The 13,556-nt window shown below is 74.4% G+C and carries 12 protein-coding genes; 8 read left to right on the forward strand and 4 right to left on the reverse strand.

What is annotated here, in order from left to right; all coding sequences use genetic code 11:
- Positions 1-33: 33 nt before the first annotated feature.
- Positions 34-2,157 carry a molybdopterin oxidoreductase family protein gene (locus ABZ573_RS11045; protein WP_358117492.1) on the reverse strand — a complete coding sequence of 708 codons (2,124 nt, stop codon included), beginning with the start codon at positions 2,155-2,157 and terminating at the stop codon, positions 34-36.
- Between the two features lie 143 nt (positions 2,158-2,300).
- Here ABZ573_RS11045 and ABZ573_RS11050 point away from each other — a divergent pair, with 143 nt between their 5' ends.
- The 7 genes from ABZ573_RS11050 to glmM all read left to right on the forward strand — a co-directional run bounded on the left by ABZ573_RS11050 (position 2,301) and on the right by glmM (position 7,689).
- Positions 2,301-2,996, forward strand: coding sequence for a methyltransferase domain-containing protein (locus ABZ573_RS11050; protein ID WP_358117495.1), 696 nt, complete (start codon positions 2,301-2,303; stop codon positions 2,994-2,996).
- Between the two features lie 51 nt (positions 2,997-3,047).
- Positions 3,048-3,305 (forward strand): DUF6364 family protein, encoded by a 258-nt coding sequence (locus tag ABZ573_RS11055; protein ID WP_132230932.1) that lies wholly within the window; start codon positions 3,048-3,050, stop codon positions 3,303-3,305.
- Positions 3,295-3,588 (forward strand): hypothetical protein, encoded by a 294-nt coding sequence (locus tag ABZ573_RS11060; protein ID WP_151454581.1) that lies wholly within the window; start codon positions 3,295-3,297, stop codon positions 3,586-3,588. The genes ABZ573_RS11055 and ABZ573_RS11060 overlap by 11 nt, the downstream gene beginning before the upstream one ends.
- 125 nt (positions 3,589-3,713) lie before the next feature.
- Positions 3,714-5,099, forward strand: coding sequence for a nitrate/nitrite transporter (locus tag ABZ573_RS11065; RefSeq protein WP_358117499.1), 1,386 nt, complete (start codon positions 3,714-3,716; stop codon positions 5,097-5,099).
- A 192-nt stretch (positions 5,100-5,291) separates the two neighbouring features.
- Positions 5,292-5,735 (forward strand): 50S ribosomal protein L13, encoded by a 444-nt coding sequence (gene rplM, locus ABZ573_RS11070; protein WP_088998398.1) that lies wholly within the window; start codon positions 5,292-5,294, stop codon positions 5,733-5,735.
- Positions 5,736-5,755: 20 nt separating this feature from the next.
- On the forward strand, positions 5,756-6,223 hold the full coding sequence (gene rpsI, locus ABZ573_RS11075) for a 30S ribosomal protein S9 (protein WP_121399850.1): 468 nt from the start codon (positions 5,756-5,758) through the stop codon (positions 6,221-6,223).
- A gap of 110 nt (positions 6,224-6,333) precedes the next feature.
- A complete protein-coding gene (gene glmM / locus ABZ573_RS11080) occupies positions 6,334-7,689 on the forward strand; it encodes a phosphoglucosamine mutase (RefSeq protein WP_151454579.1) in 1,356 nt (451 codons plus the stop codon).
- Between the two features lie 173 nt (positions 7,690-7,862).
- On the opposite strand, the gene ABZ573_RS11085 is transcribed toward glmM, so the two are convergent.
- Entirely contained in the window at positions 7,863-8,609 is a 747-nt protein-coding gene (locus ABZ573_RS11085) for an ABC transporter ATP-binding protein (protein WP_151454578.1), read from the reverse strand.
- A gap of 2 nt (positions 8,610-8,611) precedes the next feature.
- Positions 8,612-11,446 (reverse strand): FtsX-like permease family protein, encoded by a 2,835-nt coding sequence (locus ABZ573_RS11090; protein WP_358117504.1) that lies wholly within the window; start codon positions 11,444-11,446, stop codon positions 8,612-8,614.
- A 97-nt stretch (positions 11,447-11,543) separates the two neighbouring features.
- Between ABZ573_RS11090 and ABZ573_RS11095 the strand changes: the two genes are divergently transcribed.
- Positions 11,544-12,149, forward strand: a complete 606-nt coding sequence (locus ABZ573_RS11095) for a helix-turn-helix transcriptional regulator (RefSeq protein WP_358117507.1) — start codon at positions 11,544-11,546, stop codon at positions 12,147-12,149.
- 59 nt (positions 12,150-12,208) lie between these two features.
- On the opposite strand, the gene ABZ573_RS11100 is transcribed toward ABZ573_RS11095, so the two are convergent.
- Positions 12,209-13,399: a pyridoxal phosphate-dependent aminotransferase gene (locus tag ABZ573_RS11100; protein WP_327029581.1), complete on the reverse strand. Its 1,191-nt coding sequence runs from the start codon at positions 13,397-13,399 to the stop codon at positions 12,209-12,211.
- Between the last annotated feature and the right edge of the window lie 157 nt (positions 13,400-13,556).

Consider the following 13,556-nt stretch of genomic DNA (forward strand, 5'->3'; position numbering starts at 1 on the left):
GCGTCACCGGGCCCTGCCGGACGATTCGCTCGCTCATGGTTGCTCCACCCTCTCCAGCCGGACGGCGCAGATCTTGAACTCCGGCATCCCGGAGACCGGGTCGACGGCGTCGTTGGTGACCGAGTTGGCCCGCGCGCCGCCGCCCCAGTGGAACGGCGCGAAGACGGTGTCCGGCCGGATCGCGGTGCTGAACCGGGCCGGCGCGCAGAACTCGCCCCGACGGGAGACCACCCGCACCGGCTCGCCGTCGCCGATGCCGAGCCACCCGGCCAGGTCGGGGTGCAGTTCGACGAACGCGTCCGGGGCGGCCCGGCGCAGTGCGGCGACCCGGCGGGTCTGGGTGCCCGACTGGTACTGCGCGAGGACCCGGCCGGTGGTGAAGTGCAGCGGGTACTCGGCGCACACCTCCTCGGCCGCCGGCCGGTGCTCCACGGCGTGGAACCGGGCCCGCCCGTCGGGGGTGGGAAAGCGGTCGGCGAAGAGCCGGGGGGTGTCCGGGCCGCCCTCGGCCGGGCAGGGCCAGAACACCCCGTCGCGTTCGTCGATCCGCTCCCAGCTCACCCCGGCGTAGTCGGCGATCCCGCCGGCCGAGGCCCGCCGCAGCTCCGCGAACACGACCCGCGGATCGCTGGCGTCCGCCCCACCGGCACCACCCTGGAGGCGGGCGGTGAGGTCGGCGAGGATCTCCAGGTCGGTACGGACGCCGGGCGGCGGCGGGCGCAGCGCGCGGCGGCGCAGCACCCGGCCCTCCAGGTTGGTCATCGTGCCGTCCTCCTCGGCCCACTGGGCGGTGGGCAGCACCACGTCGGCGAGCGCGGCGGTCTCGGAGAGCAGGAAGTCGGCGACCACCAGCAGGTCGAGATCGCGTAGCCGGCCCTCGATCCGGGCGGCCCGGGGCGCGGAGACCACCGGGTTGGAGCCGAAGACCAGCAGCGCCTTCGGCCCGTCGGGCGTGCCCAGCGAGTCCAGCAGCTCGTACGCCGGCACGCCCGGCCCGGGCAGCTCGTCGGCCGGCACCCCCCAGACCCCGGCGACGTGTTCCCGGGCGGCCGGGTCGTCGATCCTGCGGTAGCCGGGAAGCTGGTCGGCCTTCTGCCCGTGCTCCCGCCCGCCCTGCCCGTTGCCCTGCCCGGTCAGGCAGCCGTAGCCGGAGCCGGGGCGGCCGGGCAGCCCGAGGGCGAGCGCCAGGTTGACGAAGGCGGCGACGGTGTCGACGCCCTTGGCGTGCTGCTCGGCGCCGCGCGCGGTCAGGATGATCACGCGTTCGGCGGTGCCGAGGGCCCGGGCGGTCGCCTCCAGGTCGGCCACCGGCACCCCGGAGAGCGCCTCGGCGCGGGCCGGCCACCAGCTGGCCACGCTGCGGCGGACCGCCTCGAAGCCGGTGGTACGGGCGGCCACGTACTCCCGGTCGATCCAGCCCTCGGTGAGCGCGACGTGCAGCAGCGCGTTCGCCACCGCCAGGTCGGTGCCGGGCAGGGGTTGCAGGTGCAGGTCGGCCTGGCGGGCGGTGGCGGTGACCCGGGGGTCGACCACGATCAGCCGGCCGCCGCGCTCGCGCTGCTCGGTCAGCCAGCGCACCAGCGGGGGCATGGTCTCCGCCGGGTTCGCGCCGACCAGCAGCAGCGTGTCGGCCCGGCCCAGGTCGGCCAGCGGGAACGGCAGACCCCGGTCGATGCCGAAGGCGCGCATCCCGGCCGCCGCCGCCGAGGACATGCAGAACCGTCCGTTGTAGTCGATGTGCCTCGTGCGCAGCGCCACCCGGGCGAACTTCCCCAGCGCGTACGCCTTCTCGTTGGTGAGCCCGCCGCCGCCGAAGACGGCGACCGCGTCGCGGCCGTGTCCCTGCTGGACGGTGCGCAGGCCGGTGACGATCCGGTCGAGGGCGGCGGCCCAGCTCGCCGGGCGCAGTTCGCCGCTGGCCGCGTCCCGCAGCAGCGGGGTGGTCAGCCGCTCGGGGTGGTCGAGCAGTTCGCCGGCGGTCCAGCCCTTCTGGCAGAGGCCGCCCCGGTTGGTGGGGAACTGCCGGGGGAGCACCGTCGCCCGGCCGGCCTCCTCGCGCAGCGTCATCCCGCACTGGAGGGCGCAGTACGGGCAGTGCGTCGCCACCTCCCGGGGCGTCCGCCCCGGTCCGGTCGCCGCGTGTGCACCGTCTGTCATGTCGGCAAAGCGTGCCGGGGGGCGATTTCCGGTCCGGGTCCCGTCTGTTTCGGTCCTGTCAAGAGCCGCTCACACCGCATGCGGGCATCGGGCCGGCTCGCGTTTACAATATGGGACAACAATCCTGACATTTGGGAGGCGCGATGAACGTGGCCGAGGCCTTCGACGCGGTCGCGGGCAGCTACGACGAGGCCCGACGGCGCCTGGTGCCCTGCTTCGACGCCTTCTACGGCACCGCCGTCGAGGTGGCCGCGCCGCCGCTGCGGGCCGCGCTCGCCGCGGGGCGTACCCCGGAGGTGCTGGACCTGGGCGCGGGCACCGGGCTGCTGTCGCTGCTGCTCGCCGCGGCGGTGCCGGGGATCCGGCTGACCCTGGTGGACGCCGCGCCGGCCATGCTCGCCGTCGCCGCCGACCACCTGCGCTCCCGCGGCGTCGCGCACCGGACGGTCCGGGCCGACCTGGCGGGGGAGTTGCCCGCCGGCCGCTACGACGCCGTGGTCAGCGCGCTGGCCATCCACCACCTCGACGACGCGGGCAAGCGCGAGCTCTACCGGCGGGTGCCGGCGGCGCTGGCCCCCGGCGGCGTCTTCGTCAACGCCGAGCAGGTCGCCGGCCCCACCCCGGCGCTCGACCGGCGGTACCACGAGGTGTGGCTGGGGCAGGCCGCGGCGCTGGGCTCCGACGCCGACGAGATCGCCGCCGCCGAGGGCCGGATGGCGTACGACCGGCCGGCGCCGGTCGCCGCGCAGTGCCGCTGGCTGGCCGAGGCCGGCCTGGTCGACGTCGACTGCTTCTTCAAGCAGTGGCGGTTTGCCGTGTTCGGCGGCCGTCGCGAATAGTCGGGGTCGACGGGATGACTGCCGGTCATACCGGTGGGTAGTCTCCACGGCATGACTGCCAAGGTGACCCTGTCGTTCTCGGACGAGACGATCGAGGAGGCCCGGCGGTTCGCCAAGCGTGAAGGGCTCTCCCTGTCGGCGTGGATGGACCAGGCGGCCCGGGAGAAGGCGCTGCGCGAGGTCTTCACCGCGCACGCCGCCGCCGTCGGCCGGGCCGGACTCGACCTCGAAGCCGCCGCCCTCGCCGACGCCCGCGAGGTGGGCATGGTCGACGACGCGCTCTTCGGCGGGCGCCCGCGTGCTGCGTAGGGGCGAGGTCTGGCGCATCGACGGCGCCCGGGAACGGCTCGGACTGGTGATCAGCTCCGACGTCTACAACTCCACCGACGTGCCGATCGTGATCGTGGTCGAGGTGGTCGAGGAGGCGCTGCTGCGCGACTCGCCCCTGGCGGTGCCGATGGGCGCGTACGTGGTGATGCCCGACCGGATCTCCTCGCCGATGAAGAAGTGGTTCACCGAGTGCGTGGACGTCGCCGACACCGGGACCATGCTCAGGGTCGGCCGGGCGCTGCGCATCCTCCAGGAACTCTGAAATCTCACCGGCGGCATCCGTCCCCGGTGCGGTCTCCGTTTCCCGCCCGACCCGCGACGGGCACCCCGGGGTAATCCCGGATTCCTAGCGTTCCTCCAGGTCGCACCCGACGAGGAGGAGTCGCCGTGAGCACACTGGCCCCCACCACACCCCCGGCCGAGGTCGTTCCGCCGGCCGCCGGCCGCCGGCATCGCATCGACGACTGGCGGCCCGAGGACCCCGAGTTCTGGCGTACGACCGGGGCGCCGGTCGCCCGCCGCAACCTCCGGGTCTCGATCTTCGCCGAGCACGTGGGCTTCTCCGTGTGGAGCCTCTGGTCGGTGACGGTGCTCTTCCTCGGCCCCGAGTACGGCATCGACCCGGCGGGGAAGTTCCTGCTCACCGCCGTGCCGGCGGCGCTGGGGGCGGCGCTGCGGCTGCCCTACACGCTGGCCGTGGCGCGCTTCGGCGGGCGGACCTGGACGATCGTCAGCGCGCTGCTGCTGCTCGTCCCGGCCGTGCCGATGACGGTGCTGCTGGAGCCCGGCGTCTCCTACTCCACCCTGATGGTGCTGGCCTGCCTGACCGGCGTCGGCGGGGGCAACTTCGCCTCCTCGATGGCGAACATCAACCTGTTCTATCCGTCTCGGCTCAAGGGCCGGGCGCTCGGGCTCAACGCCGGCGGCGGCAACCTCGGCGTGCCGGCGGTGCAGCTGGTCGGGCTGGCGGTGCTGGCGACGGCGGGGGCCGCGTACCCCCGCCTGGTGCCGGCGGTCTACCTGCCGCTGATCGTGCTGGCCGCGCTCGCCGCGGCGCGCGGGTTGGACGACATCTCCGGGGCGCGCAACGAGCCCGGCGCGCTGCGCGAGGCGGCCCGCGACCCGCACACCTGGATCATGTCGCTGCTCTACGTCGGCACCTTCGGCTCGTTCATCGGCTTCTGCTTCGCCTTCGGCCAGGTGCTCCAGCTCCAGTTCGCCGAGCGCTTCCCGACCCCGGTCGACGCCGCCTGGCTCACCTTCCTCGGCCCGCTGGTCGGCTCGCTGGTCCGGCCGGTCGGCGGGCACCTCGCCGACCGCCTCGGCGGGGCCCGGGTGACCTTCTGGAACTTCGTCGCGATGGCGGCCGGCGCCTCGTTGGTGCTCCACGCCGCCCGGGAGCGGTCTTTCGGGCTCTACCTGCTCGGCTTCCTGTCGCTCTTCGTCTTCTCGGGCATCGGCAACGGCTCGACCTACAAGATGATCCCGGCGATCTTCCGGGCCCGGGCGACGGCGCAGGTGGCCGCCGGTCGGCGGGACGCGGTCGCGGCGCAGCGCCGGGCCGGGCGGATGACCGGCTCGGTGATCGGCATCGCCGGGGCGGTCGGGGCCTCCGGCGGGGTGCTGGTGAACATCGCCTTCCGGCAGTCGTTCCTGACCGGGGGCAGCGCGGACGCGGCGTACGTCGCCTTCATCGTCGCGTACGCGCTCTGTTTCGGGGTGACCTGGCTGGTCTACCTGCGGCCGGGCCCGCGCCGGCTGACCGGCGTGTGACCGCCGCCATGTATCCTCGTGGGGCCAGGCGGGGGCGGTACCCCGTTTTGACCTGCCGACGGGGCGGCGGGTATCGTTGCCTGCTGTTGTACGACATCCAGAGGCGTGCCGCCTGAGGTACGCTTGGTCGTTCGTGCGCGCCCGGTAACCTCGGCGCGCGACCCCAGACCGACGACGAGACAAGGTATACCTGTGCGTACGTACAGCCCGAAGCCGGGTGAGATCGAGCGTCAGTGGCACGTCATCGACGCCTCTGATGTCGTGCTGGGCCGCCTGGCCACCCACGCCGCCACGCTGCTGCGCGGCAAGCACAAGCCGACTTTCGCGCCGCACGTCGACACGGGCGACTTCGTCGTCATCGTGAACGCGGGCAAGGTCGCGCTGACCGGCAACAAGCGTCACACCAAGGTCGCCTACCGCCACTCCGGCTACCCGGGTGGTCTTAAGCAGGTCGGCTACGACGAGCTGCTGACCAAGCGTCCCGAGCGGGCCATCGAGCTGGCCGTCAAGGGCATGCTCCCGCACAACAAGCTCGGCCGTCAGCTCATCAAGAAGCTGAAGGTCTACGCCGGTGCCGAGCACCCGCACGGCGCGCAGCAGCCGGTGCCGTTCGAGATCAAGCAGATCGCGCAGTGAGCGCGGGCGAAGGAAACAGCATGACCGACATCACCGAGACCGAGGTTGCCCCCGAGGAGGCCACCGAGGCGCCGGCGCCCGTCGCCCGCGCGCCGCGTGGTGACCGCCCGATCCAGACCGTGGGTCGGCGCAAGGAGGCCATCGTCCGGGTGCGCATCGTCCCCGGCAGCGGCAAGATCACGTGCAACGGCCGTGACCTCGAGGCCTACTTCCCGAGCAAGGTGCACCAGCAGCTGATCAAGGACCCGCTGGTCACCGCCGAGAAGCCGGAGGCCTTCGACGTCATCGCCAACCTGCGTGGCGGCGGCACCACCGGTCAGGCCGGCGCGCTGCGCCTGGCCATCGCCCGGGCCCTGATCGTCAGCGAGCCGGACGACCGTCCGGCGCTGAAGAAGGCCGGCTTCCTCACCCGGGACGCCCGGGTCAAGGAAAGCAAGAAGTACGGCCTCAAGAAGGCCCGTAAGGCTCCCCAGTACTCGAAGCGCTGATCATCAGCGGCGCGTTGTACTTCTGACGGACGGCCGGGTTCACCTCCCCTCGACGGGAGGTGGCCCGGCCGTTCGCCTTTCCTGGACCGTTTCATCGGAGGTTGGCGGGTATGGGCCGGTTGTTCGGCACGGACGGCGTACGCGGGCGGGCGAACGCGGATCTCACGCCTGAGTTGGCGCTGGCGGTGGCGGTCGCCGCCGCTCACACGCTCGCCGAGTCGGACCGGAGCCATCCCCCGCTGGCCGTGGTCGGGCGGGACACCCGGGCCAGCGGCGAGATGCTGGAGGCCGCCGTGGTCGCCGGGCTCACCAGCGCCGGCGCCAACGTGGTCCGGGTGGGCGTGCTGCCCACCCCGGCCGTGGCGTTCCTCACCGCCGAGGCCAAGGCCGACCTCGGCGTGATGCTCTCCGCCTCGCACAACCCGATGCCCGACAACGGGATCAAGCTCTTCGCCGCCGGCGGGCACAAGCTGCCGGACGAGATCGAGATGCGGATCGAGGCGGCCGTCGAGGCGAACGCCACCACCGCCTGGGAGCGGCCGGTCGGCGCCGGCGTCGGCCGGGTGCACGACCTGCTCGACGGCGCGGACCACTACGTGCAGCACCTGATCGGCACCCTGCCGCACCGCCTCGACGGCCTCAAGGTCGTGGTCGACTGCGCCAACGGCGCGGCGGCCGAGGTGGCGCCGGTGGTGTACCGGGAGGCCGGGGCCGAGGTCGTCGCCATCTACGCCGAGCCGGACGGCCTCAACATCAACGACGAGTGCGGCTCCAACCACCTCGAGGCCCTGCGGGCCGCGGTGGTCGAGCACGGCGCGCACCTCGGCATCGCCCACGACGGCGACGCCGACCGGTGCGTCGCGGTGACCGCCGACGGCGACGAGGTCGACGGCGACCAGGTGATGGCGATCCTCGCGCTCGCGATGCGGGAGGCCGGCACGCTCACCGACGACACCCTGGTCGCCACGGTGATGAGCAACCTCGGCCTGCGGCTGGCCATGTCCGCGCAGGGCATCCGCCTCCTGGAGACCAAGGTCGGCGACCGGTACGTGCTGGAGGAGCTGCGTGCGTCCGGCCTCGCGCTGGGCGGCGAGCAGAGCGGGCACATCGTGATGCCCGCGTACGCCACCACGGGCGACGGCGTGCTGACCGGCCTGCACCTGATGTCCCGGCTGGCCGCCACCGGCAAGTCCCTCGCGGAACTGGCCGCCGTGGTGACCAGGCTGCCGCAGGTGCTGATCAACGTCCCCGTCGGCGACCGTACGGTCGGCGCGGCCGCACCCGCCGTCCGGGCCGAGGTCGAGCGGGCCGAGGCGGAGCTGGGCGAGACCGGCCGGGTGCTGCTGCGCCCGTCCGGCACCGAGCCGCTGGTCCGCGTCATGGTCGAGGCGGCCACCGAGCAGGTCGCCCGAAGCGTCGCGGAGCGCATCGCCGAGCAGGTCCGCACCGCCAGCCCGACTGCCTGACCTTTCGCATCGGCCCGGGCCCGCCATCGGCGGCCCGGGCCGTCGCCTTTCCCGGACCGGTCCGGCGGCCGGGTGCCGCGCAGCCCCCGCGTCGGCACCGCCGACGTCCGGGACCGGCCATGGCGCCGCCGACGTCCGGGACCGGCCACGGTGCCCGGCCCGGCCGGCCGGGTCTACAGGCGCAGGCCGGCGGCCCGCCGGAAGGTGGCCGCCGGGTCCTCGCCGTCGGTGAGGTCCACGTCCTCGACGATCCGCCCGTCGCCGAGGCGGATCAGCCGGTCGCACCGGGCGGCCACCGCCCGCTCGTGGGTGGCGAGCAGGACCGTCATGCCGTGCCGGTCGCGCAGGTCCAGTAGCAGATCGAGGATCTGCCCGCCGGTGGCCGAGTCGAGGTTGCCGGTCGGCTCGTCGGCGAGCAGCAGCCCGGGGGAGCCCATCAGCGCCCGGGCGATCGCGACCCGCTGCTGCTGGCCGCCGGAGAGCTGGGCCGGCAGGGCCCGCTCCCGCCCGGCCAGGCCGACCGCGTCGAGCAGCTCCCGGGCCCGGGCGGCGTGGTCGGCCCGCCCCCGGCGGGGCAGCACCGGCACGACCACGTTGTCCAGCACGGTGAGGGCGGGCAGCAGGTGGTAGCGCTGGAAGACGAAGCCGACCCGCTGCCGGTACCGGGTCAGGGCGGACCGGCCGAGCGCGGTGATCTCCTGCTCGTCCACGGTGATCGTGCCGGCGTCCACCTGCTCGATCGCGCCGATCATGTGCAGCAGCGTCGACTTCCCGGAGCCGCTGGGCCCGGTCAGCGCCACCACCGCCCCCGCCGGGATCTCCAGGGAGACATCGTCGACCGCCGTCACCTGCTGCGGGCCGGCCCCGAAGCGCCGGACCAGCCCGGCGACCCGGACCGTGCTGCCCGTCGTCGTCTCCATCGTCACTCCTCCGCGAGCAGTCGGGCGGTCGGCAGCCGGCGCAGCAGCGCGGCCGGGACCAGGGCGGCCACCGAGGTGACCAGGACACCGGCCGCCGCCACCGACGCGGCGACCGCGACCAACGTGCCGGGCAGGGCGCCGACCAGCCAGGCCGCCCCGGTCAGCCCGAGGCCGGCGCCGGTGACCGCGCCGAGCAGACCCAGGGCCAGCCCCTCGTAGGCGATGAGGCGGCCCAGCGCGGCGTCGCTCCAGCCGACCGCGCGCAGGGTGGCCAGCTCGGCGGCCCGGTCCCGGATGTTCAGGTAGAGCACGTCGGCGACCGCGGCGGCACCGAGCAGCACCGTCGCGACGGCGGCCATGGTGTCCGCGCCCCGCACGCTCAGCGACACCGTGTCACCGAGCAGGCTGCCGACGATGGCGCCGCGGAACGCGTACCCGGCGGCGGCGACCAGGGTCAGCGCGGCGACCCCGATGGCCAGGGCGCCGGCCCCGAGCAGGGTGCGGCCGGGCGTACGGGCCAGATTGGCCAGGGCCAGGCCGACCAGGGTGCGCGGCCGGCGTACCCACCGGGCCGTCGCCACCGCCGGGCGCAGCGCGGCGGCCGGGTGGGCGCGCGCCGCCCGCAGGGCCGGCGTCAGGCCCGCGACCAGCGCCAGCAGCAGTGCCACCGGTACGGCCAGCAGCGCCCGCCGCCACCCCACGTCGATGCCGAGCGCGGCGCCGAGCGGGACGGCCAGCGCCAGCGCGAGCAGACCGGCGGCCAGCCCGAGGGCGGCCACCTCGCCGAGGATCAGCGCGCCGATCCGCCGGGCGGGCCAGCCCAGGCAGGCGAGCACCGCCAGCTCCGATCTGCGGTCCCGGACGGCGGCGGCGACCGCGTTGCCGAGGAAGAGCGCGCAGACCACCAGCACCAGTACGAAGAGCGCGACGCTCTTGCGGTCCACTGCCTTCGTGATCACCGAGGCGACCCCGAGCGCCGACCACTCCTCGGTCAGCCGCAGCGCCGGCCGGCCGAACGACCCGGCGGGCAGCTCCACGGCCTGCGGGGCGGGGGACGAGCCGAGGGTGATGTCGACGTCGAGCCCGGTGACCTGGGCGATCCGCTCGGCGACCAGCCGGACCTGCTCGGCGGCGCGGTCGCTGTAGCCGCCCACGTCGGCGACCCGGACCCGGATCGCGCTGATCGGGGCGGCGAGCTGCGGACTGCCGCCGCCCGCCAGCAGCTTCGGCACGCTGGCGAGGCTGGTCAGCAGCAGCGGCGGGGCGGCGAGGTAGCCGGCGGGATTGCCGCTCGGCTCCAGCGGCTGCCCGCCCAGCGCGTCCCGGCTGGCGGCGTCGGCGCCGGCGGCCCGCGGCGGCTCGTACGTCTCCAGCGGGACCTTGCCCAGGTCGCTGAACCCGGTCAGCTTCTGTGGGTCGAAGACCCCCACCGCCCGCCAGTCGCGCCAGAGGGGCTTCTTGGGGGTCGACTTCTTCAGCGGCAGCTCGCGCAGCGGGCGGGCACCGACGTCCTCCGTCAGCCAGGGGCGCGGGTACGGGTTGAAGTCCTGGTGCCCACCGTAGAGTTCGGGTGCGGCCGGCGGGAGCGGACGGACCCGCAGGGTGCCGTCGGGGAACCGGTCGTACTCCGCGGGCCCGGCCTGCACGATGTCCTGGAGCTGGCCGAAGCAGCAGCCGGTCGGGGAGAGGCCCCCGCTCAACCGGGAACGCCAACCGGAGACGACGTCGGCGCTGGCGTCCCCGGCGGGGATCGCCGGCCCCCGCCGCAGCTCCCGCTCCAGATCGGCCAACGGCACGCCGCCCGGGCGTGCGGCGGGCAGCCGCGTGGCGTCGACGCGCAGCGCCTCGTCGAGGAAGGGACGGCTGGTCGTGAGGACCGGGACGGTGAAGTTGCCTCCCCCACGTCCCTCGACGACCGAGTCGTCGGGACGGAGCGCCCGCCCCTCGACCACCGTCCCGGCCAGGCCGACGAGTCGGTCCTCGGCGGCCGGGTCCACCGCGGCCAGCAGGAAGGGCACGGTCAGGTTGTACTTGATCTGGAGCCGGTCCGAGGTGGTCACGTAACCTGGCCCGTGACCCTCCCCGTCCGTGAGGACGTTGACGTGGGCCTCGAACCGGCCGTCGGGCAGCAGCCGCACAGCCATCACCGTCCAGTCCTCCCGCTCCGAGTAGGCGCCCAGACTGCCCATGTAATGCCGCCGGTCGCAGATCGAGTGGGTGCGGCCGTCGGGCAGGACCTCGCGCGGGGAGGGACCACACTTGTCGTCCCAGGGGTAGCTCCGGCCGTCGGTGTAGGGGGTGGCGTCGCTGCTGGAGGGCATGTCAGGACGGGCGTGGATGATCGGGTGCGTGGTGATGTACACGTACCGGGCGTGGCCCGGGGCGGTGGAGAGGCCGCGCTCGGCGACGAAGCGCGGGTCGATCCGGATGACCTGCCGGTCGAGCGAGCGGTCGACGGCGTCGGTCAGGTCGATCGCGGTGGGGACGGGGGCGGTCGAGTAGCCGAGCATGGCGATGGGGGCGGCGACGTCCACCCCGGTGACCGCCTTCACCTGGTCGTACTGCGCCATCGTGATGCCGCCGAACAGGCCGGAGAGGTAGTTGGGCTGGACCAGCCTGCGTTCGGCCTCCAGCGGGGTACGCGTGCCCTTCGGGCGGACCAGGATGTCGTAGGCGGCGTCGGTGTTCCGCTCGACGGAGCCCGTGACGTCGAGGCGGGAGGTGGTGGTGGCGCCGGTCAGCACGACGAAACCGGTGGTCGCCACCAGTACGCCGAGCAGCAGCGCCACCGACCGTCCCGCACGGCCGCGAAGCTGTCTCCAGATGATGTCGAGCATGTCGCGCCTCCCCGTGTGCTGAGCACACTGTGCGCGATACATTGTGACAATGCAAGGCCCGGCGGCGGTGAGCCCCCGGGTCGGATCGGAGTAGACGGTGGCGATACAGCACGCGGTCCTGGCCCTGCTCGCCGGCGGCCCCAGCTACGGCTACGAGCTGAAGGGCGCCTTCGAGGAGGCGGTCGGCCCGCAGTGGGGGCCGCTCAACATCGGGCACCTCTACCAGATCCTCGACCGGCTCTCCCGCGACGGCCTGGTGGTGGCCGAGCGGCAGCCCCAGCCGGTCAAGCCCGACCGGGTGGTCTACGAGATCACCCCGGAGGGCCGGGCCGAGCTGGCGCGCTGGCTCGGCGAGCCCAGCCCGCGCAGCGGTGGGTTCCGGGACGACTTCTTCCTCAAGGTGACCGCCGCGGCCCGCTCCGGCGAGCCGGCGACCGTGCGCACGGTGCTCGGCAACCAGCGCGGTCACCTGATGCGGGAGCTGCGCAACCTCGACGGGCTGCGCCGCCGAGCCGACGACCCGGTGGTCGGCCTGCTGCTCTCGGCGGCGAGTCGACACGTCGAGGCCGACCTGGCCTTCGTCGACGACGCCGAGCAGGTGCTGCTCGCCGACGGCGGCGCGGCGCTCGCCCGGCTCCGGGCGCCCCGCTCCGAGGCGGTGCCGCCGGAGCGGGGGACCGGCCCGACCCGGGCGGCCGGCTGACGTTCGGGTACGCGTGGACCGGCGCGGACGGCGTCGAGCGCGGCCGGCCGCCGGGAAGCTCAGGTCGCGGACAGCCGGCGCAGCCGGGTGACGGCCTCGGTCAGCACCTCGGGTCGCTTGCAGAAGGCGAAGCGGATCAGGTGCCGACCGGCCTCGGCGTCGTCGTAGAAGACCTGCGTCGGCACGGCGACCACCCCGCACCGCTCGGGCAGGGACCGGCAGAACTCCACCCCGTCCCGCCCGCCCAGCGCGCTGACGTCGGCGGTGACGAAATAGGTGCCCTCCGGCGGGAGCACCTCGAACCCGGCGTCGGTGAGCCCGCCGACGAGCTGGTCGCGGCGGGCCTGCATGTCGTCGCGGAAGTCGGCGAAGTAGGCGTCCGGCAGGGCCAGCGCCACCGCGACCGCCGGCTGGAGCGGCGCGGCGTTGACGAAGGTGAGGAACTGCTTCACCCGCAGCACCGCCGAGACCAGCGCCGCCGGCCCGCTCACCCAGCCGACCTTCCAACCCGTGCAGGAGAACGTCTTGCCGGCCGACGAGATGCGCAGCGTCCGCTCCCGCATGCCGGGCAGAGTGGCCAGCGGGACGTGCGGGGTGGACGCGTCGGCGAAGACCAGGTGCTCGTACACCTCGTCGGTCACCGCGTACGCGCCGTGCTCCCGGCACAGCTCGGCGACCAGGGCCAGCTCGTCGGGGGTGAACACCTTGCCGGTCGGGTTGTGCGGCGAGTTCAGCAGCACCAGCCGGGTGCGCGGGCCGAACGCGGCGCGCAGGGCGGCCGGGTCGAAGGCGTACCGGCCGTCGGCGGCGGGACGCAGCGTGACCGGGCGCCGGACCGCGCCGGCCAGCGCGACCGAGGCGGCGTACGAGTCGTAGTAGGGCTCGAAGCAGACGACCTCGTCGCCCGGCTCGCAGAGCCCGAGGATGGCCGCCGCGATCGCCTCGGTGGCGCCCGCCGTCACCACGATCTCGCCGTCCGGGTCGTACTCCAGTCCCCAGAACCGGCGCTGGTGCGCCGCCACCGCCGCGCGCAACGCCGGGACGCCCGGGCCCGGCGGGTACTGGTTCTGCCCGGTGCGCAGCGCCTCCGCGGCGGCGGCCAGCATCTCCGGCGGCCCGTCGGTGTCGGGGAAGCCCTGACCGAGGTTGACCGCGCCGGTGCGCACGGCGAGGGCGGACATCTCGGCGAAGACGGTCGTCCCGAACGGGCGCATCCGGGCCACCAGCGGATCCACGTCGGCGGTCGTCACGCCCGCCAGCCTACGGACTCCCGGCGCGGCTTCAACCCCTGCCGAGGGCGGCCCCGACCGCCCGGAACCGTCGCCGGCAGCACCGTCGCCCGGCGGAGCTATGTCACGGAGAGTGCCGCTTCCCCTCCGATCGCTCAAGTTGGGTGATCGTTTACCC

It is taken from the genome of Micromonospora sp. NPDC007220, from assembly GCF_040634035.1.
Classification (GTDB): Bacteria; Actinomycetota; Actinomycetes; order Mycobacteriales; family Micromonosporaceae; genus Micromonospora; species Micromonospora reichwaldensis.